The following is a 25739-nucleotide window of genomic DNA, read 5'->3' as shown; positions in this document are numbered from 1 at the left end:
TTGCGTCCATGCCATGACAACCATGGCTGGACGACAACGGCGGCCAAATTTTATTCGGCCGCCGCCACGCGATATTTATGATGCTCGCTGGGACGGATATCCTTCTCCTCGGACCCCACGACGATCTCCGCTTCGCGGACCTTGGCGACATAATCCTTGAATTCCGACTTGGTCAGGTCCAGCGCCACGGCATCGAAATGCGCAAACTCGGTGTTGCCCAGCTTGACGTGCTTTTCGACCATGCGTGCGCCGGCTGCGACCGCCAGGGCCGAGCCGAACCAGCCTGCGTCATGGCTGGAATAGCCCGCCACGATTTGGGGCTGGTCGCGCGACAACCGGTCATAATGCCGGACCACGCCGACATTGCAGTCTTCCGCCGGGGTCGGATAGGCCGAATTGCATTGCAGCAGATATAGTTGGGGGCTGTTCCTGAAGGTGTTGAGCACCCAATGTTCGAACGCCTTGTCGGTCATGCCGGTCGACAACACGATCGGGCGATCGCAGGTCTGCGCCACCATCGACAGATAGTCGGTATGTTCCGAAATGGTCGACGGCAGCTTGATCATCGCCGAACCGAGATCCATCAGTTCGCGATAGGATTTGGCGTCCAGCGCCGATGCGAACCACTGGATACCCAGTTGCTTGCACAGCCCATCCAGATAGGCGAAGTCGTCATCGCTGAGTTCCAGCTGATGGCGATAATCTCCAAAAGTCTTCCCAAATGGTGACTTGTAGGGCGCCGCCAACTGTTCACGCGAGTAGAAGCTTTCCACATCGCGCTTCTGAAACTTGACGAAATTGGCGCCTGCCGCCTTTGCCGCGCGCACCATCCGTTCGAGCCTGCCGCGGTCGCCGAAATGGTTGGTCGTCAATTCGGCAATGACGGACACATTCCAGGCGCGCTCCGCTTCGCCGCCGCCAGGCAAAAACTCGTGACGCAGGTCGGTGGTCGTCATGCGTGAATAGGAACGATCGCCGACATGCACCACGTCGAGATTGGTCCCGCGCAGCATGTAGAGCGCGTTCAGCAGAAAATTTTCCTGCATGTCGATGCGTAGCCGCCGCTGATCCGCCGTGTCATTCTCGTAAGAACGGCCCAGCGAATGGGCGCTGCCCATGTCGGCGCGGAAATCGAATCCGACCAGATAGACAGTCTGCGACCGCCCGCGCGCCTCAGCCACTTTGCGGGCGACCTGCAACGCGGAAATCAGCAGCACGTCCTCGATGACGAAATCGCCGCCGAGCAGGCGCTGCATCATCAGGTCACCGCCTTCCTGGCTGAGCGGGACATGCTCGGCCCGCACCACGTCTGCGACCTTAGACCGAAAATCTGTGGACGTCAGATAGAGGCGCGCGCGCTCACCGCTTTCCGCCAGCGACTGCTTCACCCAGTCGGCATGGAAAATCGAAATATCGGCCGGATAAATGCGCTCTGCGTCATTGATGCCGATTACCAGCGATCCCGCGAAGACTTCCGCGGGAACATCGTCAGCCGACGGGCCCTTGCCCAGGATGAAGATCGTGTCGGTGCCATATGTCGACGCGATGGCGCTTATCGGGGTCGAGAAATTGTCCATGATAAGGTTCTCCTTCGAGAAATACCGCGCAACCGGCTTCATGGGCCAGCGCTACACCCGCCAACAAATCCCAGGAATAGGCTCCCTTGGGGTTGACGAAACGCGCATAGGCTCCGCGTATGACATTATACATATTATAGACGGCGCACCCCATGACGCGCCCTTCGGGATTGTCAGCCAGGATGGCGCCGATTTCCGCGTTATAGGACGAAGACAGGCCGACGATCCGAGACTTGTACGTCGGGATCGACATGCCGGACATCAGGATATCGCCCATTTCCGGCAGCATCAATGCGCTGCCCTGATGCGCGCCATCGCGCCAGATCGACAGCGCCACGCCCCATTCCTTCAGGCCGGAGCAGAAATTTTCAGTGCCGTCGATCGGATCGAGCACCGCGACCCAGCCGGACTGCATATCCTGCCCCGCGACATAGCTTTCCTCGGCGATCAAGGTCACGTCGGGCAGGCGCGCCCGTAGAAAGTCGGCGATCAGCTTTTCCTGAAACAGATCGGCCTGCGTCACCGGGCTGCCGTCGGGCTTCCATGTGATCTCGCGCCGCAACGAGACGGTCTGGTCAAGATTGTCCCGGACAAGAGCCCAACTATCTTCCAGCACGGATGAAATCGACACCTAGCCCCCGATCCTTGATTTGCATGACTGTCCGGGCGCATCGCCAACACGCCAGCACCACCGACACAGCGGCGGCATCCTATCCATTATGCGGCTTTCAGCTTTTCCACCAGCCCTTTATAGCGCGTTCCATGACCCGACAGGACCGCGGAAAAGGCGTCCAGGTCGCTCTTTTCATAATGGACCGGATTGCCGCGCAACATCGCCATCAGCAGCAGCGGCGGCGCTTCCTCGTCAGGACGGACATTGCTCAGATAACGCTCGACATTTTCCGTGAGGACATAGTTGGGCCGCGCGCCCACCATGATCTCGCGGTGATAATATTGCGTCCGGCAGAACAGGACGTCCTTGAAGAAGACGGTGAACAGCGAGAGCGCCTGGGCGATGAAGGAATCGCCAAAAATGACGATGCGTCCCTGCGCGTTGGGATGCTCGCTGATCAACAGGTTGATGCGGCCGTCATTGCCGCTGGTCACATGATTATCGAATTTGTGGACTTTCCAGTTCGCCGCCAGCGTCTCATTAGGTTGCATGACAGGCGGCTTGAACCGCTTGCCGAGATCGCCTGCGATCTGTTCCGCGCGCGGTCGGATCAGCTTGGCGAGTGCGGCGATCTGCTCGCGCACCATCGCTTCGTCCAAACCAAAGCCCAGCACGATCTCCTCGACCGCCGCCAACCGGCCGCTCCAGGTCCAGTGCGTATCAGCAAACCCGTAGCCGCCACCCTCAAGCGCGCGCAGTTTTTCTGTGGGAAACAGGAAGGGCGCGCGCACGCGCTGCCGATAGATATCACCCAATATCACCGGATTTTCGATCGGGAAGGACTCGTTGAGCACCGTATGCTTGTCCGGCGCGACGAGATGAACATGGCGCGCGCCGCAGCTCGCGGCATGTTCCGCACGCGCTACGAGGTTCGCCTGGAAGTTCATGATCGAAGTTTCCGCGACATCGACCTTGCCGGTGATGAAGTCCATCGGGCGATGCTGGCCATCAGCCAAGAACAGTTCGCCCTTCTTCCCTATGATAACCCCGTTCTTTATTTCTACGTCGCCCACTTGGCACCCTTTTTCATTTATCAGAACGGTTTCCAATCAGATTCGGCCATATGATGACCGGGAAATCGTACAAAACCAACAAATAAGATCGTTTGATCGACCGCTCTAGAAGAAGCGGATATACCCTTTGTCACGCAGCCGGCCAAGAACGGCAAACTCCACTTCCATCGGACAGTGCGCATCATCCCAATGCTGCAACGCCCGGCCGAAATCGCGGCCATCCTTGTAATAATGCTCCTCACCGCCGTTGCGCGGCTCAATCTCAAAACCGAACAGGGAAATGGGAACGCCCTTTTCGAAGAAGGGCGAAAGGAAAGACAGGATCACGATGCCCGACCGCGGCGGCTTTTTAGGATAGGCGCCCGTCTCGACATAGCGCGAGAGAATGGGCAGCGCCGCATGGGTATGCACATCCCGGTTGGGATAATAGACCGGTTCACCCGCATAGCCCAAATTTTTGAGGACTGGCTCGTTTTCGACGCGGGTTATGATGGTCGACGGCTCGTCCAATTCCCGGAAGAAATCCCAATAACGCTCCTTGAGCGGCACGCCGACGAAACGGATGTCGGTGCGCGATCCGCCAAATTCCTCGAAACCGGTGGTACGACCGTCATTGACGCGGATGATCACATCATGCGCGTCGATCCGTTCGCCGTTGCGGTCCTGCCCCAAGCGCGGCGAATTACCGATCACGGCGATCGATGCAGGCTTGTCCTTCTTGCGGGCGACAGCGTCGAAAAAGAAATTGCCCGCCTCCTGATCCGACATCTTCATCTTCCATTTCACATGGCCGCCATGCGACCGATCTACAATTCAGCCCCCATGTGGCACGGTCACCACCTGCTTTCCAGCGAAGAATCATCGACATGGCTTTGAAAGCAGGCGCAAGGATGTCGTGATGGTCCGCAAGGGAGGCCGTCACCATCCCGTCCAACAGCGTCCATGCCGAAACAAGGTGAAGGTCCAGATAGTTATGTCCCGCATGATAGCGTCACTCCCCCTCGCCCTCGCGTCGCTCATAAGCGCAGCCCCCTTCAGCCTAGCCGCCACGGGCGCGCCGCAGGACCGCGCGCAAACATGCCGCGTCGCGGCATCGGAACCTGCGCGCGCAGGCCTGCACATAGTGCGCATTGGCGAAGCCTGGTCCGGGGTCCGAGTCCGCTATCCGGCGCTAAGGCGCAACGGCAAATATTATTTCGCCTATTTCGATGCCGCCCGACAGTTGGCCATCGCCGAATATGCGCCAGCGCAGCGGAAAATATGCGTCAATCGCATCGCATCGCGCTTTGGCGGCTGGGATAGCCATAATGGCATTTTCATGGCTTTCGATCCGCAGGGATATCTGCACGTCGCCGGCAACATGCATGCGTCGCCGCTTGTCTATGCGCGCGCTCCACGCCCCGATTCAGCCCAGGGTATCGCGTTGGCGCCGATGATCGGACGCGACGAAGCGCGCGTTACCTATCCCCGCTTTCAGAAGAATGCTGACGGTCAATTGATGTTCCTTTACCGTTCGGGCGGCAGCGGCAACGGCGCCTGGGTCGCCAACCGGTTGCAGAATGGCCGTTGGTCGAGACTTAGTGGCGGCGCGCTGTTCGCTGCGCGCGACCGGGATGGACCGGTAAGCGCCTATCCAACCAATCCGGTTCAGGACGCGAACGGCCGCTTCCATGTCGCCATCGTGTGGCGCCGCACCCCCGATACGGCGACCAACTTCCGCGTCAGTTACGTGTCCACCACCGACTTTCAGACCTGGCGACAGGCCTCCGGCAAGGTGGTGCGCGGCCCGATCACGCCGGACAATGGCGGCAGCGTGGATGATGCCGGCGTCGATCACGGACTGGGCACCAGCGCGTCATTGTCTCTTGATGGTCGCGGACAGCCGGTGATCGCCTATACCAAATATGACGAAGCGGGCGCCAATGCCGTCTATGTGGCGCGCCCGTCGGCGCGAGGTTGGAGCATCAAACGGCTGGCCAGCGGCAAGACCAGGGTGGCGGTGCAGGGCCGCGGAACCAGGCAGCGTGCGGATGTGACCAGCATCGCCAATCTCGATCCAGGCAAGGGTACGGTGACGGTCACATTCCCGAAATCGAAAGCCCAAATCTTGCGCTTTGCCCCGCCGTCAGGCCCAATGCGCCAGGCCGCCGACGGCGCCGATCGGCCGACGCGCATCGCGGCGGCCCTGCCCCTGCCGCGCGGCCTGTTGCGGCCGACGTTGCGCAAGGTCGCCGTGATCGATGCGGCGAGCGGAAAGCCGACGACGGGGGTCGTGCAATATTTCGCGCAGGATTCGAATCGCGACCGCGCGCCTGCCTGCGACGCCAAAGCTCCGATGGCGTGCAAACCGCCCGCCTCCCCCATCTATCTCGTCCTGCCAGACTGAATTGGCATCATCACGGCACCTCACCTGTTTCAATCCGGTGCCGAAACGACAGAGTCTAGCGTTGGGCTGACACCATCTGCTATTGCGCCGCGCTGCAACATAAGCAAGAAAAGGCCGACAAATTGGGGCGAGGGCATTTGGGTCGCATCGGCGCGCGGGCCATCACGCTTGCGCGACATCATTATGACATGAAGCGTGGGCAACAGGTGGTTGCATATAAGGGCGGGGAAGAATGAGCACGACTATCTACGGCAATTTCGACGGCGTTCAGCAAAATAATCTGGTCGGATGGGTATTCGATCCCGCCAATCATCCCTCTGAAGTGATGGCGATGATCGACGGTGAGTTCGTTGCCTTCGCCGCGGCCAATAATTATCGTGCCGACCTAGAGCGCGCCGGGGTGAATAACGGCCTGTGCGGCTTCCGCATCGCCATTCCCGGACAATTTCTGAAAGGTGGATCGCACAAGGTCGAACTATGGCTGAATGGCGGTCAGCGGCGGCTGGCGCCCGCCTTCACTTTCCAGTCCACAGATGCTGCGTCCCCTCCACCTCCCCGCCCCGCCGAGCAGAAGGTCGAAACGCCTCCGGCACAGCCCGCACCCCAGGCAACGCCTGCTCCAGAAACCAAGCCCGCGCCCGAAGCCAAGGCTGCGGCCAAAGCGCCCCCAGCGGTTGAGGCCAAGCCTGCCCTGTCGGCGAAGCCCGCTCCTGAACCCCTCAAGACCGCCGTAGAAGCGCCGAAAAATGCAGCAGACGTCAAGCCGGCCAGCGCCAAAACGGCCAAGCCGGCACATACAGACGCGAAAACGCCCGCTGCTCCCGCGAAGCCCTTCGTTCCGGGCAAGGGTAAATCCGCCTTGATTCCCAAGATCGACGCGAAATCGGCAGCGTTCAACACGACCCAGCGCTCCGTGTCGGAAAGTTTGATCTTCAATGGCGCGATCGGTGCGCTCAACAAATTCTGCAATCTCTACACCGAAACGCCTTATTATGAGCGGTTGCGGCTGGCGGCGCGCGGCACGACACGGCTCGATTGTTTCGTGCAGATCACGACCACGCTGTCCCGGATCGACCAGGCGCGCGAAGGACAGCTGCCCAAGGTCGGGCCACTGGTGTCGATCATCATGCCCGCCCATAATCGCGAGGATCTGATCGACGACGCAATCCAATCGGCCCTGGCGCAAAGCTATAAGAATTTCGAACTCATCATCTGCGACGACTGCAGCAAGGACGACACCGTCGCTGTGATCAAGTCGTTCAAGGACCCCCGCATCGTCCTGACCCGACATCAGGAACAAAAAGGTGCTGCCGCAGCGCGCAACAGCAGCCTCAAACTCGCGCGGGGCGAGATCATCGCCTATCTTGATTCGGACAATGTCTGGCATCCCCGCTATCTGGAGATCATGCTGGAGGAACTGGCCAACTGGCCCGGCAATATGTCGGCCTATGCCGGCTATTTCGACATCGACATCGGCGAAGACACGATCCGTATCAAGAAAGCCGAGATCAAGGGCTTTCATTTGGAGGATCAGGTCGTCCTGCCTTTCGTCGATCTTAACAGCTTCATGCATCGCCGCCAGCTCTACGATGTGCTGGGCGGGTTCGACGAGCGACTCGCGCGTCGCCAGGACTATGACATGATCGCGCGCTATTGCTGGCTGCGTGAACCGCGCGTGGTGCCGCAGGTGCTGAACCTTTATCAACGCATCGCCAACGCCCAGCAGATAACCAAGATGCAGAAGGAGGACACCAAGTCCCCCAAGATCATCGCGGACAAGATCGAGGGCTATTACAAGAACGGCCTGCCCGCCAAGCTGCCGTCCTGGGTGAAGAAAGTGTCGGTCGTGTCGTGGGACATGAGCCGCAACCATTTCGCCAAGGCCTATTGCGTGGCCGAAGCGCTGAGCAAGCATGTGGAGGTCGAAATGATCTCCTATCGCTTTTTCGACGAGGAAATCTTCCAGCCGCTGGCGGACAAGAAGCCCCCATTCGAATGCAAATATTTCGAAGGCGGCAATTTTCCCGACTTCTTCGGCAATTTCGCCAAGGGCATGGAAGCGATCACCGGCGACGTCATCTATGCGGTCAAGCCGCGGCTGACATCCTTCGGCCTCGGTTTGATGGCCAATTATCACACGGGCAAGCCCGTGATGCTGGAATGCAACGACCTAGAGACGGTGGTCAATAACGCCAAGGCCACCGACGCCCATGCGCAGAAGCAATTGACCGACCTGTTCAACGCGGCCGACAAGGCCAAGATACCCTATGAACTCATCTGGTCGGAAATCCTCGACCCGCTGGTGGCCGAAATCCCGACGGTGTTCACGCACAATATCAACCTGAACCTGCATTATGACCGGCGCTGCCTGTACATGCGCAATATCAAGGATGATTCGCTCTACCGCCCCGAGGACATGGATCGCGATGCGATCCGCAAGGAATTGGGTTTCAAGCCCGACGATCGGATCATCCTGTTCGGCGGCCTTGTACGCAAGCATAAGGGCATCTTCGAACTGGTCGATCTGCTCAATGCGCTGGGCGATCAGCGATACAAGCTGCTGGTGGTTGGCAGCCGCGACACGCCCGACCTGATGAAGCTGAGCAAGGAGCATCGCGACAATATCACCGTGCTGCCGCCCCAGCCGCCCGAACGGATGGCCGCCATCAACCTGGCGTCGGACCTGATCGTGCTGTGGCTCGATCCCAATGTGCCCGCGGGCCAGTATCAGAGCCCATACAAGATGTCCGACGCGCTGGCGATGGGACCCACGATCATCGCGTCCCCCACCAGCGACCTGGCGGACCTGGCGACGCGAGGGCTGATGCTCAACGTGCCGTTCGGCAACCAGAAAAAGCTGGTGGCGACCATCCGCCGCGTCTTTGACCAGCCGGAAGAAACGGCCAAGCGCCAGCAACGGGCACGCAAATTCTTCGAGCGCGAATTTTCCTACCCGGCCGTATTCCCGGCCTTTGCGCTAGGCGTGTCGAAGCTGGAACAGAATAAGGTTTATCCGGTGTCGGAACGCTTTGCCGAATTCTTCGCCGAATATCGCCGCCGCACGCTCGCGGGGAAATAAGGCCATGAAGATCGCAATCAAGAATCCGGCGCCTATCGGTCCCAACCTGGAAAAATGGGGTGATTATCATTTCGGCCTGGCCCTCGCCAAGTCCCTGGAAAAGCTGGGCGCTACGGTCGTACAGCATTTCTGGCCGAACTGGGACGCCGATGACGGCGAAGACATGGTCATCATGCTGCGCGGAAAGCGCAGCTACACGCCGCCCCCCTCCAAATTGTCGCTCATCTGGATCATCAGCCATCCCGGCACGATCAAATATGACGAAATTTCCAAGTTCGACATGGTCTATGTCGCGTCGGAAACCCATTATAAGGCGATCCGCGCCCTGCCTGGCCTGACCGTCGATGTTGCGCGGCAATGCACCGACACCAGCGTGTTCTTCGCCGACGGCAAGGATAGTCTGCGCCGCGACGTGTCCTTCGTCGCCAACAGCCGCGGCGTGCGTCGCGAAGTGCTCAGTTGGGCGGTGGGGGCCGGCACGCCGGTCCATGTCGTCGGCCGTCACTGGGGCAATCTGGGACTGGGTCATCTCGTCCGATCGCAATATATCGACAATGACGCGCTGCCCGAATTTTATCGCCGAACCCGCCTGACGCTCAACGACCATTGGAGCGACATGGCCCATTTCGGCTATATCAACAACCGCATCTTTGATTGCCTGGCCTGCGGAACCCCGATCCTGACTGACGAGTTTGCCGAACTGAGATCGGTGTGTGGCGACGGCATCCTCTATGCGTCCGATATGGACAGTTTCGGCGCCGCGATCGAAGAATATTTGCTCGATTATCCCTCCGTACTCGGTCGTGCGCATGAATTGTGGCAGCGGATCGGCGCCAGTTACAGCTTCGACGCGCGCGCCGCCCAAATATGGGATTGGGCGACGACGACTCATTCGCTGCGCAGTTCGCTATGCTATGATGCGGACGGCGCCAGCGCCGCATCGGCCGCCCCCCTCAATTCCGTGATTGGCCAGGCGGTGGAATTGCTGCGCAAGGCCGGGGTCACGCGCGAACTGCAGACGCTGCATCTCTGCCCGACGCCTTGGGGCACATCCTCCCTGTTCGCCAACAAGGAGATTTCCTATCTGTCCGGCGGCTTTGGCCGCGGGCCGTGGCACGTCTTGATGGATCGCGAGATGGGCGGGATCGCCAACAAACATTTCGACATGATCGTGATCGAGCCAACCAACAATCTTGTCGATCTGGTGGGTCAGGACCAAGCGGCCTTCTCCAAGCGACTGGCGTCGAAGCTGAACAAGGACGGAATGATTGTCGCCCCGATCGCCCAAGCTAAAACGCTGCTGTCCGGCTGGCAAGGCGTCAGGGTGGAAGGCAAGGTCGTCAAGGATGCGTCTTTCGCCGTCCTGCAGCCCAAGGCCGCCTCAGCCGCATAGGCCGCACCGATTTCCCCGCGCCATGTCGATATAGGCATGAGGCGGGGAATCCCGGCGCACAGTGAGACTTGTTCATGATCCCGCCGCCTCAAATCGTCGATCGCGTCTGGTCGGGCCATCCTGTGGATTTCGCCATGGCGGCCGATGAAGAGCGCCTCTACATCGGCTATTATGACGCCGACCGTATGTTGACGCTGGCAAGCCGCCTGCTGGCGGGCGGTGACTGGTCGTTTCGAAGCTTTCCATCGAAAGTCGGCTGGGACAGCCATAAATATATCGCGTTGGCGCTAGACGGGCATGGTCGGCTCCACATGGCCGCAAACATGCACGTCTCGCCTCTCAACTATCACATCATGGCGCAACCCGGCCAGATCGATACGATGACGCGAGCGCCGTTTCTGGTCGAGCCGGAACAGGAAAGTCGCGTCACCTATCCTGAATTTCTGCATCTGCCCGGCGGCGACCTGGTGTTCAAGTTTCGCGACGGTCGCAGCGGCAATGGCAATACGCTCTATTATTGCTACGACGACAGCGAACGCAATTGGCGCAATCTGACCGGCGCGCCGATCCTGGACGGCGGCGGCGAACGGAACGCCTATCCGGTAGGTCCCGTGCTGAGCGAGGATGGCTGGTTCCATCTCGTCTGGGTCTGGCGCGAAACGCGGATGGCGGAAACCAATCACAGCCTCTGCCACGCGATGAGTCGCGACTTGGTGCATTGGCAGCGGGCCAATGGGAAACCGCTCACCCTGCCGATCGCCTGTGCCGATGCGCCGATCGTGGACCCCGTTCCGCAAGGTGGAGGCATAATCAACAATAATACGCTGATCGGCTTCGACCATCTCCACCGCCCCGTCATCGCCTACCACAAATATGACGCCAACGGGCAGACGCAGATTTTCCTGGCCCGTTACCAACGAAGACGCTGGGAAATTGCGCAAGCCAGCGAGTGGTCAGGCTATCGCTGGGATTTCGGGGGGCCAGGGACATTGGATTTCGAAATCACCCTGGCGCCGCCCTATCAGAAGGGATCGCGGCTCGTCGCCCCCGTCTCGCGCTTGGGTCGCAAAAGCTTGCTACGGCTGGACGGCAGGACCTTGGCTCGCCTGGACGAGGTCGAGCAGCCTCAGGACGCTGTCCATGACCTGCTGGCGCAACATGACCTGCCCGAGGGCATGGAATGGAGCCACGTCCCCTTGGCGCTGCCGGACCGGCATTTCCTGCTGGCCTGGCCGACCTTCCCGCCGCATCGCGACCGCCCGCGCCGAACCCATCCCAGCCCGACGCGACTGATGCTGCTGGAAATCGCGCCATCGGACGCCGATAATTCGCCGCGCGGAAAGGAAGCAACATAGACTTCGCCAATTGCGGGCGGTTTGGAGTAAGGTTACTGCCGTCCACGATTCTTGCTTTCCACCCTACCCTGCCCTAATCTGCCGGCACGGCGTCAATCGGAGAATATCGTGCGCAAAGGAATAATATTGGCCGGCGGCTCAGGCACCCGACTCTATCCGTTGACTAAAGGCGTCTCCAAGCAATTGATGCCGGTCTATGACAAGCCGATGATCTATTACCCGTTGTCGACACTTATGTTATCGGGGATTCGGGAAATTCTTATCATCACGACCCCGCATGACGCTGCAGCATTCCAGGCCCTGCTGGGAAGCGGCGAGGAAATGGGCCTGTCCCTTTCCTACGCGGTGCAACCCGAACCGGCCGGACTGGCGCAGGCCTATCATATTGGCGCCGATTTTGTCGGGTCCAATCCCTCGACCCTGGTCCTGGGCGACAATATCTTTTACGGTCATGGCTTGGTGGAGTTGCTATCCAACGCCAGCGCGCGTGAAACGGGCGCCACCGTCTTTGGCTATTATGTCAGCGATCCGACCGCCTATGGCGTGGTGTCCTTCGGCCCCGATGGGCGGGCGGAGACGATCGAGGAAAAGCCGGTCGCGCCCAAATCCAACTATGCTGTCACCGGCCTCTATTTCTACGATGGCCGCGCCGTCGATTTCGCCCGCGACCTTGCCCCTTCGCCGCGCGGCGAACTGGAGATCACCGACCTCAACCGCCTCTATCTGGAGGAAGGATCGCTGTCGGTCGAGATCATGGGGCGTGGCTATGCATGGCTCGATACCGGCACGCATGGCTCGCTGCTGGACGCGGCGCTCTATGTGCGCGTAACCGAAGATCGGCAGGGCCTCAAAATCTGCTGCCCGGAAGAAATCGCCTGGCGCCAGGGCTTCATCGATGATGCCCAGCTCGAAAAGGTCGCCACGCCGCTGCTCAAGAGCGGTTATGGCAATTATCTGATGGGCCTGCTCACGGGCAAGGGAGCCATTGCGTGAGAATCATAGAAACCGCCATTCCCGGCCCGCTGATCATCGAACCGCGCGTCTTCGGTGACGATCGCGGCTTCTTCATGGAAAGCTGGAACGCATCCGCCTTCCGCGAAGCGGGACTCGACCTCAATTTCGTGCAGGACAATCACAGCCGCTCGGCTCGTGGCGTGTTGCGCGGCCTGCATTTTCAAAATCCCAATCCGCAGGGCAAGCTGGTGCGCGTGGCGGCGGGTCGCGTGTGGGATGTTGCTGTCGATATCCGTCGTTCCAGCCCGCATTTCGGCCAATGGGTCGGCGTCGAACTGTCCGCAGCCAATAAACGGATGTTCTGGGTGCCCGAAGGCTTCGCCCATGGTTTTGTGAGCCTGGAGGACGGCACCGACTTCCTCTATAAATGCACGGCGCTCTACGAGCCTGCTTCGGACCATAGCCTGCTCTGGAACGATCCCGCGATCGGCATCGAATGGCCGTTGGAAGGGCTGGAACCGCAGCTATCCGGCAAGGATCAACAGGCCAAGACGTTGGCAGAGATAGAGGCGTTCGCGTGAAGATCGTCATCACCGGCTGCAATGGCCAGTTGGGCCGCAGCCTTCAAGCCACGGCCCCGGTCGGCGCGGAATTGATATGCCTGGGTTCGGCCGATCTGGACATCAGTGACGCCGAGGCTGTCACGCAACAAATTGCGGACCATTGCCCCGACATCGTCGTCAACGCGGCGGCTTATACCGCCGTCGATCGTGCAGAGCAGGAAGAAGAGCGCGCCTTCGCCATCAACGGTGCGGGCGCCGGCCATCTGGCGGCGGCGGCACGGCGCCAAGGCGCGCGGTTCGTTCATGTTTCCACCGACTTCGTGTTCGATGGCGCATCGGGCACGCCCTATCCTGTCAATGCTGCGACCAACCCGATGGGCGCTTATGGTCGCTCGAAGCTGGCGGGCGAGCAAGCGGCTGGCCCGGATGCGCTGATCGTGCGCACCGCCTGGGTCTACGCCCCCGAAGGCGGCAATTTCGTGCGCACCATGTTGCGATTGATGGGGGAGCGGCCCGAAGTGCGGGTAGTCGCCGACCAGATCGGTACGCCGACCTATGCTCCGGCTCTGGCCGATGCGATATGGCGGCTGCTCGCCGCCGACGCCAAGGGTATGCATCATTATACCGACAGCGGCGCGGCCAGCTGGTACGATTTTGCGGTCGCGATTCAGGAAGAAGCGCTCACGGCCGGGCTGCTGACGCACCAGGCCGTCATCATTCCGATAGCGACCAGCGACTATCCTACACCGGCCCAACGCCCCAGCTATTCGGTGCTGGACAAGAGCGCAACCTTCGCCGCGATCGGCGGCCCGGCGCCGCATTGGCGGCATAATTTGCGGGTCATGATCGCAGCGATCAAAGCCCAGGGCTGATGTCTGAAGCTAAGGGCCGATCGTTTACGGCTGGCGCCTGGGCGATCGCCAGCGCCTTCAAAAGTCTGGCCAGGCTCTCATCCCATCCTCCAGCATAGTTTATGGAGGGTGGCTGCGGCGCATTCATCGATGCGATGATGGCGTCGGCAAGGGCATCAGGGGCATCGGAGGGAAAATAGTCCAGCCCTGGTTGCTGCAGTTCGCGAAAGACGGGCAGATCGCGGGCCAGCACCCTGCGTCCATGGCGCAACGCTTCCACGATCGGCAGGCCATAGCCTTCGCCCAGCGACGGCACCACCACCAGTGCCGCATTGTCATAGAGAGCCGTCAGGAACTCGTCCGATACGTCACGCAGCCAATGGAAGCCAGCGCATGTCCGGGCATGATCGGTCATGCGCCGCTGGACATCTTCCGTCCGCCAACCCGGTCTTCCGACCATCACCAGGTCGGGCGCCTGCTCGCCCAGTCGCCCCTGCAACCGATCAAAGGCGTCCAGCAGCGGCGCATGGCCCTTGCGCGGCTCGACCGTCGCGACCATCAGGATCGTCGGGCGCCGCCGCATCCGCATGAGCAACGCATGACCGTCCGCATCCATTCCACGACTGGGACGGCTTGCACCGATATCTCCGCTCAGCGGCAATAGGGCATGACGGATCACAGGCCGCCGCTTGCTCCGGCGCGTGCGCAGCACATCATCCAGATCGATCGAAACCGACTGCGATATGCAAAGCGCCGTGTCGCAATGCCGTTCGATGATCCTGATCCAGCGACCGAAATGGCGGGCTGTGCTCGGCGGAAACCAGTCGGGGCGGCGCAGCGGCAATATATCATATATGACCATGGCAATGCTTGCGCCACGCCGCTGCCACCGCGCTACCTGTCGTCGGTGTCGCCACAGCCGATGCGCCGCCAGATCCAGCCCCAGAAAGATATCGCCCGATTGCAGTTCGACCAGCGGTTGCTTCGGGTCCGGCAGGGCGATGCCCCCATCCGACAAATCTGCGCGACGATAGCCCCCCTTCACCGTCGCGGCGACCGCTACGAGTTCGAAGCCGGGCAGAGTCGCCTGCCGCAACTGTTCCCACAGGGATCGCACCACGCGCTGAATGCCGGTCCCGGCATCATGCTGAGCGATGGTAGAGAGGTCCACAGCCAGCATTCGCAGGCGATCTGACGGATGGTCCGTCCGGCGACGCGCTCCATGTCCCCATCCTCTGGCGCGAAAGAGCCAGTCCCAAGGCTTCATTCGCTATAATGCGCCTGGTAATAATGATAGGCCTCATCGACATCGTCGAAGGGCACGAGTCTGCCATCGACCAGAACGGCGGCGATGTCGCAATTCTCCCGGATGAAGCCAGGGTTGTGCGATACGAAAAACATCGATCGATCGGCGCGCTTGACGATCAGTTCCTCACGACAGCGATCCTGAAACCGCTGGTCGCCGACGGCGACAACTTCGTCGATCAGAAAACAGTCGAAATCGACGACCAGAGAGATGGCGAAGCCCAGCCGCGCCCGCATACCCGCCGAATAATTTTTCAACGGTTCGCGCATATAACGGCCAAGTTCGGCGAAATCCTCGACGGCCGGCAGAGCTTCTTCGGGATCCTTGCCGTAGATTCGACAGATGAATTTCAGATTGTCATAGCCGGTCAGCGATTGCTGGAAAGCGCCCGAAAAAGCGAGCGGCCAGGAAATGGTCATGTCGCGTTCGACATAGCCTGTCGTTGGCCTTTCAACGCCGCCCAAGATTCGAATCAGCGTGGTCTTGCCTGCGCCATTGCGACCAAGGATGCCGATCTTCTGCCCTTTTTCAAGGGTCAGGTTGACGTCCTTGAGCACATGATTCTTGCCCCGGCGGGTATCATAATATTTGTTGATGGCGACGAGGCGGATCATTCGGGCACGAGGTTCCGGCTAGCATAGCGAATTTCGATAAGTGCGAACAACATCAACGCGACGTTCCACGTTATCAGATAGGCCGGATCATAGTGCGCCTCGAAGTGCGAGCCAAAGAAACCGTCCCGGACCCATTCGACGCCATGCACCATCGGGACGTAAAGGATAAAATTACGCAACGTTGCCGGTGCTGCATCCACCAACCAGCCTGCCCCGGAAAGGGGGAACATCAGATAGGTGATGGGATGCCAGAATTTGTCGATCAGTTCCGAGCGATTCGATAGGGCGCCGATGAACATCGCCAGGGATATGCCAAACCACGCCAGCATGATCCAGCCGATCACGACCTTGGCCGGGTCTTCCGGCAAATTTAGCCAGCCGATGGATGCGAAAAACAGGGTCAGTACGAAGAAGGACGTGCCGACGCCAATGCATTCCAACAACACGCGCGCGGCGAAAATGTCGATGACCTTCACATTGCGATGGTACATCAGCGACAGATTGGGATGAATGGCGCCGACCAGACGGTTGGGCATGTTACGCCAGACCAGCACGCTGGAATAGCCTGTCAATGCGAAGGCCGCGATTGGCAGGTCCGCGCCATGAAGATTGCGCAATGCGCTCCACAGCAGCGTCACGCCTATCGTGAATATCATCGGTTCTACGAACAGCCACAAAAAGCCGATATTATGTCGACCGTAACGAGTGATCACCTCACGCATGAGCAATGCGAAAATGACGCGGCGCTGAATTTGCCACGAGCGGGCAAGGCTGGGCGTTTGTCCCGGATTTTCCGCTTCCGGCATCAGTCACCATGCTCCCGCACGCCGGCCAGCAGCATAGAGGTGATCGCCCACAAGACCAGACCGATCGCGAAAATGCTCAGAATACCGCGCAAACGCTTCGGCGCTGACGCGCTGTCAGGCAGGCTGGGCTGCACGATCCGCTCGACATAGGCCTGCTTGCGCCTTGCCTCGTTACGCGCCTCCTGCAGCGACGTCATCGCTGCACCCAGATCACGGTCGGCCAACTGGGTTTCCAGTTGAAGCCGCTGGAACTGAGCGGCCGTCGCAGCGAGCGACTTTTGATTGCCGGCCACGAGGCCCGTCTGTTCCGCAATTTCCCGATTCAGTTCAGCGATACGCGCGCGGAGCACCGGAACTTGCGGATTCTGCGGCGTCAGCATCTGCAATTGCACCAATTGGGTCTTGGTGGAGATCATGTCGTCCTGCAGCTTGGAAATCATCTGCAATTGGACCGTCGCCTGTTTTTCAGGGTCCACCACGCCTTCGCGATTGCGATAGTCGGACAAGGCGAGCGCCGCCGCGCGCGCCTTTTCCTTTGCGTCCTCTACTTCGCGACTGCTGTTGCTGACGACGTCTTCACGCCCGCGCTTGTTGAGACGATTGACCAACTCCTCGGTCAGATCGAGCAGACGCAGATTGATCTTATGCGCTGCTTCTGGAGAAAAGGCTTTGACGGTCAGAACCGCAATACCCGTCCCGCCGTCATATTTGATTTCGACCTGATCCTGGTAGAAACTATACAGCTTTTCCATGCTGCCGTTCAAGCCAAGGCCGTTGAAGCGATTCAGAAACGACACGTCCCGGCTGCCATAGGCCTGCGAGATCAAGCCGTCCCGGTTCAAATTCTTCAGAGCGTCGCGGGAAATGATGTAATCCGTCGCGACAAAGGCTTCATCCGTCGCATTGGAGAAGCCCCCGCTTCTCAGAAGAGCGCCCAGCCCGCCCGTGGATTTCTTTTCCGAACTTTTGACGACGAACCGTGATTCCGACGTATAAACGCTGGAACTCAATGTGAAATAAATGGTCGCAATTGCGGTCGGAACAAGCACCGTGATGATGAAAAGCGAAGGCAATCCACCGATTTTTGCGGGAATTTTTGTCATTGAAAAGCAAGTCTCTCGGTTCGCGAGTTTGTTACGCGCTGCACAATTCAATGTCCAGCGACTTGCTTCTCGCCCTGCCGACAAAAAAGGACCGCTGAAGGCTTGCCATATCCGCCATCGCCTTTGTATCTGCGGTACATCACGCACATGCGGGATTAAGACCAGCGCGGAGGCGGACGCATTCCATGAAAATCACGATGATCGGCACGGGTTATGTTGGACTTGTGTCAGGGGCCTGTTTTGCGGATTTTGGTCATGACGTGGTATGCGTGGACAAGGACGCCGGCAAGATCGCGGCGATCGAGTCCGGGCGGATGCCGATTTTCGAGCCGGGGCTGGACAAGCTGGTGGGCGACAATGCGGCGTCGGGCCGGCTGACCTTCACCACCGACCTGGCCGCTGGCGTCAAGGGCGCCGACGCGATCTTCATCGCGGTCGGCACGCCTTCGCGCCGGGGCGACGGCCATGCGGACCTGAGCTATGTCTATGCTGCGGCGCGGGAAATCGTTGCGGCGCTGGATGCGCCTGCGGTGATCGTGACCAAATCGACCGTGCCGGTGGGCACCGGCGACGAAGTCGAGCGGATCGCGCGCGAATTGAATCCCGACCTCGACATCCAGGTCGTGTCCAACCCCGAATTCCTGCGCGAAGGTGCAGCCATCGGCGATTTCAAGCGGCCCGATCGCGTCGTCGTGGGCACCACCGGTTCGGAACGCGCGATCGCGGTGATGAGCCAGGTCTATCGCCCGCTCAACCTGAACCAGGCGCCGTTGATGTTCACCGGTCGCCGCACCGCCGAACTCATCAAATATGCCGCCAACGCCTTCCTGGCGACCAAGATCACCTTCATCAACGAAATGGCGGACCTGTGCGAGGCGGTCGGCGCGGAAGTGCAGGACGTGTCGCGCGGCATCGGCCTCGACAACCGGATCGGCAGCAAATTCCTGCACGCAGGGCCAGGCTATGGCGGCTCCTGCTTCCCCAAGGACACGCTGGCGCTGGTCAAGACCGGCCAGGACCATGACGCCCCGATCCGCATCGTCGAAACGGTGGTGCAGGTCAACGACCTGCGCAAGCGGGCGATGGGCCGCAAGATCGTCAAGGCGATGGGCGGCGACGCCCGCGGCAAGACGGTCGCGCTGCTGGGCCTGACCTTCAAGCCCAACACCGACGACATGCGCGACGCCCCCAGCCTCGCCATCGTTCAGGCATTGGAAGACGCGGGCGCAAAGATCGTCGCCTATGATCCCGAAGGCATGGAGGTCGCCGCGCCGATGATGCCCAAGGTGGTCATGGCCAACGACGCCTATGAGGCCGCCGACGCCGCCGACGCGGTCGTGCTGGTCACCGAATGGGACATCTTCCGCGCCCTGGATTTGAAGCGCCTGGCCGCCGCCATGACCGGCACCGCGCTCATCGACCTGCGCAACATCTATCCCGCAGACGAGATCGAAGCTGCAGGCCTCGCACTCTCCCGCGTCGGTGGAAAGGTGTGAGCGCGATCGCGGGCCGGATGACTCCTCCTGTCGCTTTTTCCCGTTCGGACAATGCCGGATGACCAGCGCGATCATCACAGGCATTACCGGTCAGGATGGTGCTTATCTCGCCAAGATCCTGCTCGAAAAGGGCTATACGGTCTATGGCGCCTATCGCCGCACCAGTTCGGTCAATTTCTGGCGGATCGAGGAACTCGGCATCGCCGACGACCCGCGGCTCCATCTGGTCGAATATGATGTGACCGACCTGTCGGCCTCGCTGCGCCTGCTTCAGCAATCCGAAGCGAGCGAGGTCTATAATCTCGCCGCGCAGAGCTTCGTAGGCGTATCGTTCGAACAACCCGTCGCCACCGCGTCGATCACCGCGATCGGCGCGCTTAACTTGCTGGAGGCGATTCGGATCGTGAACCCCGCGATCCGTTTCTACCAGGCGAGCACGTCGGAAATGTTCGGCAAGGTGCAGAGCGTTCCGCAGACCGAGCAGACGCCTTTCTACCCGCGCAGTCCCTATGGCGTGTCGAAGCTTTTCGCCCATTGGAGCACGGTCAACTATCGCGAAAGCTACGGCATCTTCGCGTGCAGCGGCATATTGTTCAATCATGAAAGCCCGTTGCGCGGGCGCGAATTCGTGACGCGCAAGATCAGCGACGGTGTCGCCCGCATCATGCTGGGGCAGTTGGATTGCCTGACGCTGGGCAATATCGACGCCGCCCGCGACTGGGGCTTTGCGCAGGAATATGTCGATGGCATGTGGCGCATGTTGCAAGCGGACGCGCCGGACAATTATGTGCTGGCGACCGGAAGGACGGAAACGGTCCGCACCTTTCTGCAACTGGCGTTCCGGTCCGCCGGCATCGAGATCGCCTTTTCCGGCGAACGGGAAGAGGAAGTGGCGGTGGACACCCATTCCGGCAAGACGGTGATGCGGATCGATCCGCGCTTCTACCGCCCGGCGGAGGTCGACCATCTGGTCGGCGACGCCAGTCATGCCCAAACCCGACTCGCCTGGCGCCCGGAAACGTCGCTGGAGACGTTGTGCGACATGATGGTCCAGGCGGACATCCGGCGCAACCGGGCCGGCGTCAGCTTTTAGCGGCCCGCGATGAGCAAGGTGCTGATCACCGGTTGCGGCGGCTTCACCGGACGTCACCTGGCCGACGCGATGGCCGCCAACGGCCATGAGGTTCATGCCCTAGTGCATGAAGGCGAAAACCGCCTGATCCCGTCGGCGCAGGCGCTGCATCGGTGCGACGTCACCGACCAGGCAGCCCTGTCCCGTCTGGTGCGGACGATATCGCCCGATCAGGTGGTGCATCTGGCCGCCATATCCTTCGCGCCCCATGACGATCTGGCCGAAATGTACCGCACCAACATATTGGGCACCCGTAATCTTCTGGGTGCGCTGGCGCAGTCGCCGATACGTCCTGAAGCCGTGCTCGTCGCCAGCAGCGCCAACATCTATGGCCATCGGGGGGGGCGCCTGACTGAGGATATGCCGGCCGCGCCTTTCAACGATTATGGCGTGACCAAAGCCACCACCGAAATCGTTTGCGGGTTATTTTCCGAACAATTGCCGATCATCCTGGTGCGGCCGTTCAACTATACGGGCCTTGGCCAGTCGGCTGAATTTCTGATCCCCAAGATCGTTGATCATGCGCGGCGCGGCATCGAGCGGATAGAATTGGGCAATATCGACGTCGAACGCGACTTTTCGGATGTTCGCACGGTGATCGATGCCTATCAACGCCTGCTTGCCACGCCCGACAGCCAGGGCGGCGTCTTCAACGTCTGTTCAGGGCGACCGATCGCCTTGCGCCAGGTGCTGAATATGGTGGGCGAACTGGCTGGGCATCGGTTCGATCCTATATCCAATCCGGCTTTCATCCGGCCGAACGAGCCGGCTTCGCTATGTGGCGACCCTCAGCGGCTTGAACACATGATAGGTCCGCTGCGCACGGTTCCGATCGCGCAGACGCTGAAATGGATGTTGAACGACTGATCGCAAAAGAAGCCCGGCCTGGACCGCCGCTCATATTAAGCTTGCAACCCGCCATGGCCTATAGTGGAAAGGCGACGGCAGTCCGGCTCTCTCGCCGACCACCCTGAATATTGGAAGACCGCATGAATCGCCTGATCTATCAAGAGACAAAGCGCCCGCGCCGCCATGCGGCTGCTTTGCTTGCTTTGCTGATGCTCACTTCGGCCTGCACATCCGTCGGTCCCGGCAGCGGGCGCATCATGAATGCGCCTGAAAAATCCACGATCAGCGGGATCGAGATCGTCAGTCTCGACGATGGCAACTCACCCTATCTCGTCCAGTTGCAGCCGACGCCTGATTTTGCGACAACCTTCGGCCAGGCCGCCCCGCTCAGCCAGTTTGTCGGCAAAGGCGATGTCCTCCAGATCATGATCTGGGAAGCGCCGCCCGCCGTGCTGTTCGGCGGCGTCACTGTCCCTGGCACCGTCAGTGGCAGCCAGGGCACCGTTCTGCCCGATTTCCTGGTCGGCGATACCGGCCGCATCAATGTTCCTTTTGCGGGATCAATACAGGCTGCGGACCGCACCCTTTTGCAAATCGAACAGGACATCGCGGCTCGACTGCGCAACAAGGCGCATATGCCCCAAGTGACGGTGCGACTGGCGCAGAATGCGGCCTCTACCGCGTCTATCGTTGGTGAAGTCGCCACCAGCGTAAGATTGCCGCTGACCGCGAAAGGCGAAACTATCCTCGACGGCATCGCCGCGTCGGGCGGGACCCGGCAACTGGCCGACAAGATCACGGTGCAGGTGACCCGTGGCGGGCGGACCGTGATGATGCCGTTGCAGGCTGTCATCCGCGACCCGCGGCAGAATATCATTCTGCGGCCTGGCGACGTAGTTACAGCATTGTTCCAGCCCTTCAGCTTCACGACACTGGGCGCGGTGAAGAAGAATGAGGAAATCCCGTTCGAATCGACCGGCCTGACCCTGTCGCAGGCGATGGGTCGCGCAGGCGGCCTGCTGTCCGCCGATCCCAAGGGCGTCTTCATCTTTCGCTGGGAGGATGCTGCGCTGTTCCCGAACCGCACAGCGGGCACGATCGTCAATGCGGAAGGCAAGGTGCCGGTCATATTCCGGGTCAATATGAAGAATCCGACGACCTATTTCACGATGCAGCGATTCCAGATCCGCGACAAGGATGTGATCTACGTCGCCAACAGTCCGATATCGGAATTTCAGCGCTTCGTTGGGATAATGGCGTCGACGATCATCCCGGTCATCTCGATCGACAACGCCCTGTCCAGAAATTGATGGGAATGGGGGGGGTGCCCCCATTCAATGCTGGAAAGAGTGCGCAGTTGATCCGTCGTCAAATCCTGGGGCAGGGCTGTCCTGCCCCAGCGATTCGATCAACCGTCGGACAATCCGATCGGCGCGCTATGCTAGGAGAGCCTGGGTGTCGAATGAGCGGCTGCTATCAGGTCACAAACCGCTTTAGAATCTGATGACTTGACGTTGATCTGCTTCGTCATTGCCAGCGCAGCGGCCGCATGAGCAGCGTGCTGGCGACACCGGCGCGACATGGCGCCGCGAACCGGGTCGTCAGGCAGCATCGCCATGGACAATATTGATCGTCCTGCGCTTACGGCGACCGCCATGAGACATGGCCAATAATGTGGCTGGATCATGCAGCAGCCGCTCCACGGCATTTGCGACCAACATCTGCAATCCTTCCTCGCTGAGCAGACCGCCCCTGATCAGGCAGCGATCGACCAGCACGCTGCGGAAGGCGGCGTACAGCTTCATGTCCGGGGCGGCCGGAGCCGCCCAGAAATCGTCGAGGCTCGCCTGATAGACCACACCGGGAATCTTGTAGACCGAATGACCCAGTACGACCACGGGCTTGCCGCTGTTGAGGGCCAGCGTGCCCACCGTGCTGTTGACCGTGACCACGCCGATCGACTTTTCCACGACCTGCGCAATGTCCCAATCGGACAGATAGATCACCCGATCGGCCACGTCGTAATGACGAGCGAGCCTGCGGGTCAGCCGGTCCCACCCGACCAGGCCGGGATCGAGCGGATGGCGCTTGACCACCAACGACACGCCTGCGGGCGCATGTTGCGCGAAGCTCTTGATCACGAAGCGCAAGGCCGCCCGCATATTGCCGAAGGGCGAATGGATGCGAATCTGATAATCGGAATTGAGCTGCAGCGGCAGGGTGAAAAAGGGTTTGTCCCGCACCTTTTCCCATTCGTCGCGGGATCGCTGCTCATGGCTCTGGCGCATCACCAGTTTCCAGCACCAGGCGATGGATTCCATCAGAAAACTGTGCGGGCGATGGGTGTTGTAGAACGGGAAATAGGGCCGCATGAGCGCGGCGGCGAGGCCGTTGCGCATCGTGTTGCGCGCGCGCGCGCGAAAGGTGGAAGGCACAGGCGGCAGGACCGCTTCCTGCTTGGGCAGGCTGCGGGCCTGATCCATATACCATTGCGGATCGAGCGGCAGGGTGGAGTTGCCGTTGACGCCGTCGTCCTGCAACGTCATGAAATCAGGCCGAATATAGCCTTCCTCTACGACATGGACCCGCAAGTCGCGCAAACGCGCCATGCCGTGGGCGGACGCATGATAGGGGCGGCAATCGCCGTAGAGGATCAGGTCGGTGACGCCCTGGTTAACGACGAAATCGTCGAAGAACAGCGGCCAGTTGCGAAACGTGCCGCGATAATCGGTAGCGTCGCCTGGCCAGTCGATCTTGTCGCCGCCATTGATGTTGATCCGCAGCGCACGATGCCCCCGATCACGCAACGCCTGCGCCAGCATCGCGAAATAGGGGCCGTGCGGTCCTTGCAGGAACAGGAATGTCTTCGCGGCGGCTTCAGCCATGCAGGAACTCGGCGAACAAAGTCATAAATCGGCGTAACTTCCCCTGCAGCATCCGCAACCGGATAAGCCATGTCACCGGTGGCGTCGATCCATTCGCCATACGCTCCACCATCACTTCGGGACCGCATGGCAACCGCGTTACCGGATCGATATAGCGAGGATAGAGAATGAGCGCCGCCGCCACAAGCTGATCCACGCTGAGTCGACGGCCGCGACGACCAGTCGCCTTGGCAAGGTCACGGGTCAACCCCCAGCCGGCGTAGAAGGGCATGCCATGAACGGTGACGGCGCGGCCGCGCATCAGCGCCTCGAATCCGGTGAGGGACGACAGGACATGCACATCGTCCACCGCCTGGACCAGCTCCATCAGTGGCGCGCCGGTATCGATCGCATCGGCATGGGCCAACACGCTCGCGTCGGGCAAATGCCCCTTGCGATGTCCGGCCTGCACGTCGGGATGGGGGCGATAGACGATCCAGGCATCCGGTTCGGCGCGACGCACCCGTGTCAGGAAATCCAGATTGCCATCGACGCCCGCGCCGCCCAGCCGCACCGACAGGTCATCCTCCACCTGTCCGATCGCCAGCACCGTGCGACGCCCCGCCGGCAGATCGATCATCCGCCCGGCTTCCTGCCCATATTTGGTCACGCCCGCCGCACAGACCCGATCGCGCAGCCGCGCCGCGCGATCGACCAAAGCTTGCGGAAAATCATGCGTCGCCAACAGCGTTTCGAGGTCGTTGGCTGCCCGCGCATTATAATAAATGCCAGTCCGGTCGACCACCACCGATCCGGGCGGATGCAGCGCCGCGCCCAGCCCGCGCGATCGCAGGAAGCCATCCTCGACCCGCGCGACCGGAACCCCCATCGCCGTCGCTTCCCCGATCGTTTCGGGCGGGACACGCGAAGGCCATATCGCCAACGCGCCGCCTTCCCGCCGGGCGCGGCGCAATCCTCGACGCGCTGACAGGAAAGGCGGCGTTTGCAGGCCATCCCATAGGCAATGGCCGATCGCCTCCCGCTTCCAAAAAGCCATGCCGCTGGCGGCGGATAGGCCGCGATTGCCGTCCAGGTGACGACGCCAGTCGGCCAGTTGCATGATGACCGCCCCCGCATCGGTCGGCGCGCCGGTGAAACAGTCGCGATAGGTGGCGGCGGCCAAGCGGCGCTTCAGCGTCATCCGTAGCGTGGCCGGATCGACCTGTACGCCATCCTGGCCGAATAGCGTTATGCCCAACAGGCCAGCGATCAATGCCAGATCGTCATCGGGCGCGGCATGGACGGCGCGGGCCTGCGCGACCAACGCCCAGGGGTCGCAGCAGGCCGGCAAGAGGCGCCCCTGAGACTTCGACGTCCGCATAGCCGTCGACGCCGGTAGGATGCCGATCTGCTGCGGCAATAATCCTTCAAGCGCTGCACCCTCGACCAGCACGCCCTCACGCACGACCAGGCGCAGTCCATGGGGACGATGCCCCCAGAAATCGCCGCCGACGCGGAATTGGGTCAGCAGGTCCAGAGTCTCGTCCGGCACCGGCGCGGCGACGTCACCATCATCAGCCGGCCGACTGATCGCGGCGGTCGATGACGCAATGCCGGCAAAGGGCGGCGAACGCAGGAACGGGACGCGCGTCATCAGGGGGCGATATGATGAGCCGACACAACCCGACCCGCGCAGGCCTGCTCGTCGATCGCCTTAGCGGATAT

The 25739-nt window shown here is 60.7% G+C and carries 21 protein-coding genes; 11 read left to right on the top strand and 10 right to left on the bottom strand.

Annotated features, from left to right (window positions below):
* Positions 1-50 precede the first annotated feature (50 nt).
* The 4 genes from V473_RS02990 to V473_RS02975 form a co-directional block, all read right to left on the bottom strand.
* Complete coding sequence (locus V473_RS02990; RefSeq protein ID WP_066600405.1) at positions 51-1577, bottom strand: N-acetylneuraminate synthase family protein; 1527 nt, start codon at positions 1575-1577, stop codon at positions 51-53.
* Entirely contained in the window at positions 1489-2208 is a 720-nt protein-coding gene (locus tag V473_RS02985) for an inositol monophosphatase family protein (RefSeq protein ID WP_082678961.1), read from the bottom strand. The genes V473_RS02990 and V473_RS02985 overlap by 89 nt, the downstream gene beginning before the upstream one ends.
* Before the next feature lie 86 nt (positions 2209-2294).
* The gene (locus tag V473_RS02980) at positions 2295-3206 is read right to left on the bottom strand and encodes an alginate O-acetyltransferase AlgX-related protein (protein ID WP_148648313.1); all 912 of its coding nucleotides are present in this window, start codon (positions 3204-3206) and stop codon (positions 2295-2297) included.
* Positions 3207-3368: 162 nt separating this feature from the next.
* Entirely contained in the window at positions 3369-4031 is a 663-nt protein-coding gene (locus tag V473_RS02975) for a glycosyltransferase family 29 protein (RefSeq protein ID WP_216628547.1), read from the bottom strand.
* A gap of 355 nt (positions 4032-4386) precedes the next feature.
* On the opposite strand from V473_RS02975, the gene V473_RS02970 reads away from it, so the two are divergent.
* The 7 genes from V473_RS02970 (at position 4387) to rfbD (ending at position 13865) form a co-directional block, all read left to right on the top strand.
* Entirely contained in the window at positions 4387-5649 is a 1263-nt protein-coding gene (locus tag V473_RS02970) for a BNR repeat-containing protein (RefSeq protein WP_169793906.1), read from the top strand.
* A 232-nt stretch (positions 5650-5881) separates the two neighbouring features.
* Positions 5882-8728 (top strand): glycosyltransferase, encoded by a 2847-nt coding sequence (locus tag V473_RS02965; protein ID WP_066600388.1) that lies wholly within the window; start codon positions 5882-5884, stop codon positions 8726-8728.
* A 4-nt stretch (positions 8729-8732) separates the two neighbouring features.
* Positions 8733-10121 (top strand): glycosyltransferase family protein, encoded by a 1389-nt coding sequence (locus tag V473_RS02960; protein ID WP_066600386.1) that lies wholly within the window; start codon positions 8733-8735, stop codon positions 10119-10121.
* Between the two features lie 74 nt (positions 10122-10195).
* Positions 10196-11476: a BNR repeat-containing protein gene (locus tag V473_RS02955; protein WP_066600384.1), complete on the top strand. Its 1281-nt coding sequence runs from the start codon at positions 10196-10198 to the stop codon at positions 11474-11476.
* Between the two features lie 108 nt (positions 11477-11584).
* Positions 11585-12469: a glucose-1-phosphate thymidylyltransferase RfbA gene (gene rfbA / locus V473_RS02950; protein ID WP_066600382.1), complete on the top strand. Its 885-nt coding sequence runs from the start codon at positions 11585-11587 to the stop codon at positions 12467-12469.
* On the top strand, positions 12466-13011 hold the full coding sequence (gene rfbC, locus V473_RS02945; protein ID WP_066600378.1) for a dTDP-4-dehydrorhamnose 3,5-epimerase: 546 nt from the start codon (positions 12466-12468) through the stop codon (positions 13009-13011). Before rfbA ends, rfbC begins: the two co-directional genes overlap by 4 nt.
* Positions 13008-13865, top strand: coding sequence for a dTDP-4-dehydrorhamnose reductase (gene rfbD, locus V473_RS02940; protein ID WP_066600374.1), 858 nt, complete (start codon positions 13008-13010; stop codon positions 13863-13865). Before rfbC ends, rfbD begins: the two co-directional genes overlap by 4 nt.
* Here the strand turns inward: rfbD and V473_RS02935 are convergent.
* From V473_RS02935 to V473_RS02920, 4 genes are all read right to left on the bottom strand, one after another.
* On the bottom strand, positions 13849-15024 hold the full coding sequence (locus tag V473_RS02935) for a glycosyltransferase family 4 protein (RefSeq protein WP_066600372.1): 1176 nt from the start codon (positions 15022-15024) through the stop codon (positions 13849-13851). The two genes, rfbD and V473_RS02935, sit on opposite strands and share 17 nt — an antisense overlap.
* Before the next feature lie 83 nt (positions 15025-15107).
* Positions 15108-15764 carry an ABC transporter ATP-binding protein gene (locus V473_RS02930; protein WP_066600370.1) on the bottom strand — a complete coding sequence of 219 codons (657 nt, stop codon included), beginning with the start codon at positions 15762-15764 and terminating at the stop codon, positions 15108-15110.
* The gene (locus V473_RS02925; RefSeq protein ID WP_066600369.1) at positions 15761-16570 is read right to left on the bottom strand and encodes an ABC transporter permease; all 810 of its coding nucleotides are present in this window, start codon (positions 16568-16570) and stop codon (positions 15761-15763) included. The genes V473_RS02930 and V473_RS02925 overlap by 4 nt, the downstream gene beginning before the upstream one ends.
* Entirely contained in the window at positions 16570-17673 is a 1104-nt protein-coding gene (locus tag V473_RS02920) for a KpsE/RkpR family capsule polysaccharide export protein (RefSeq protein WP_066600368.1), read from the bottom strand. Before V473_RS02920 ends, V473_RS02925 begins: the two co-directional genes overlap by 1 nt.
* A gap of 185 nt (positions 17674-17858) precedes the next feature.
* Here V473_RS02920 and V473_RS02915 point away from each other — a divergent pair, with 185 nt between their 5' ends.
* The 4 genes from V473_RS02915 (at position 17859) to V473_RS02900 (ending at position 22460) form a co-directional block, all read left to right on the top strand.
* A complete protein-coding gene (locus V473_RS02915; RefSeq protein ID WP_066600365.1) occupies positions 17859-19169 on the top strand; it encodes a UDP-glucose dehydrogenase family protein in 1311 nt (436 codons plus the stop codon).
* A gap of 58 nt (positions 19170-19227) precedes the next feature.
* The gene (gene gmd, locus V473_RS02910; protein ID WP_066600358.1) at positions 19228-20262 is read left to right on the top strand and encodes a GDP-mannose 4,6-dehydratase; all 1035 of its coding nucleotides are present in this window, start codon (positions 19228-19230) and stop codon (positions 20260-20262) included.
* Between the two features lie 9 nt (positions 20263-20271).
* On the top strand, positions 20272-21168 hold the full coding sequence (locus V473_RS02905; RefSeq protein WP_066600356.1) for an NAD-dependent epimerase/dehydratase family protein: 897 nt from the start codon (positions 20272-20274) through the stop codon (positions 21166-21168).
* Positions 21169-21290: 122 nt separating this feature from the next.
* Entirely contained in the window at positions 21291-22460 is a 1170-nt protein-coding gene (locus tag V473_RS02900; RefSeq protein WP_066600354.1) for a polysaccharide biosynthesis/export family protein, read from the top strand.
* A 291-nt stretch (positions 22461-22751) separates the two neighbouring features.
* Here V473_RS02900 and V473_RS02895 read toward each other — a convergent pair whose 3' ends face one another.
* Together V473_RS02895 and V473_RS02890 are read right to left on the bottom strand one after the other, a co-directional pair.
* Positions 22752-24035, bottom strand: a complete 1284-nt coding sequence (locus tag V473_RS02895; RefSeq protein WP_066600351.1) for a capsule biosynthesis protein — start codon at positions 24033-24035, stop codon at positions 22752-22754.
* Positions 24028-25668: a capsular polysaccharide export protein, LipB/KpsS family gene (locus tag V473_RS02890; RefSeq protein ID WP_066600348.1), complete on the bottom strand. Its 1641-nt coding sequence runs from the start codon at positions 25666-25668 to the stop codon at positions 24028-24030. The genes V473_RS02895 and V473_RS02890 overlap by 8 nt, the downstream gene beginning before the upstream one ends.
* Positions 25669-25739 lie beyond the last annotated feature (71 nt).

Source organism: Sphingobium cupriresistens LL01, from assembly GCF_001046645.1.
GTDB lineage: Bacteria > Pseudomonadota > Alphaproteobacteria > Sphingomonadales > Sphingomonadaceae > Sphingobium > Sphingobium cupriresistens.
The sequence above is the reverse complement of the archived record's forward strand: the minus strand, read 5'-3'. Positions and strand labels throughout refer to the sequence as shown.

Coding starts and splice junctions, on each gene's coding strand:
- V473_RS02990 (WP_066600405.1), bottom strand. CDS start 1,577: ATGGACAATTTCTCGACCCCGATAAGCGCCATCGCGTCGACATATGGC.
- V473_RS02975 (WP_216628547.1), bottom strand. CDS start 4,031: ATGTCGGATCAGGAGGCGGGCAATTTCTTTTTCGACGCTGTCGCCCGC.
- V473_RS02965 (WP_066600388.1), top strand. CDS start 5,882: ATGAGCACGACTATCTACGGCAATTTCGACGGCGTTCAGCAAAATAAT.
- V473_RS02960 (WP_066600386.1), top strand. CDS start 8,733: ATGAAGATCGCAATCAAGAATCCGGCGCCTATCGGTCCCAACCTGGAA.
- V473_RS02955 (WP_066600384.1), top strand. CDS start 10,196: ATGATCCCGCCGCCTCAAATCGTCGATCGCGTCTGGTCGGGCCATCCT.
- V473_RS02935 (WP_066600372.1), bottom strand. CDS start 15,024: ATGCTGGCTGTGGACCTCTCTACCATCGCTCAGCATGATGCCGGGACC.
- V473_RS02930 (WP_066600370.1), bottom strand. CDS start 15,764: ATGATCCGCCTCGTCGCCATCAACAAATATTATGATACCCGCCGGGGC.
- V473_RS02925 (WP_066600369.1), bottom strand. CDS start 16,570: ATGCCGGAAGCGGAAAATCCGGGACAAACGCCCAGCCTTGCCCGCTCG.
- V473_RS02920 (WP_066600368.1), bottom strand. CDS start 17,673: ATGACAAAAATTCCCGCAAAAATCGGTGGATTGCCTTCGCTTTTCATC.
- V473_RS02915 (WP_066600365.1), top strand. CDS start 17,859: ATGAAAATCACGATGATCGGCACGGGTTATGTTGGACTTGTGTCAGGG.
- gmd (WP_066600358.1), top strand. CDS start 19,228: ATGACCAGCGCGATCATCACAGGCATTACCGGTCAGGATGGTGCTTAT.
- V473_RS02905 (WP_066600356.1), top strand. CDS start 20,272: ATGAGCAAGGTGCTGATCACCGGTTGCGGCGGCTTCACCGGACGTCAC.
- V473_RS02900 (WP_066600354.1), top strand. CDS start 21,291: ATGAATCGCCTGATCTATCAAGAGACAAAGCGCCCGCGCCGCCATGCG.
- V473_RS02895 (WP_066600351.1), bottom strand. CDS start 24,035: ATGGCTGAAGCCGCCGCGAAGACATTCCTGTTCCTGCAAGGACCGCAC.
- V473_RS02890 (WP_066600348.1), bottom strand. CDS start 25,668: ATGACGCGCGTCCCGTTCCTGCGTTCGCCGCCCTTTGCCGGCATTGCG.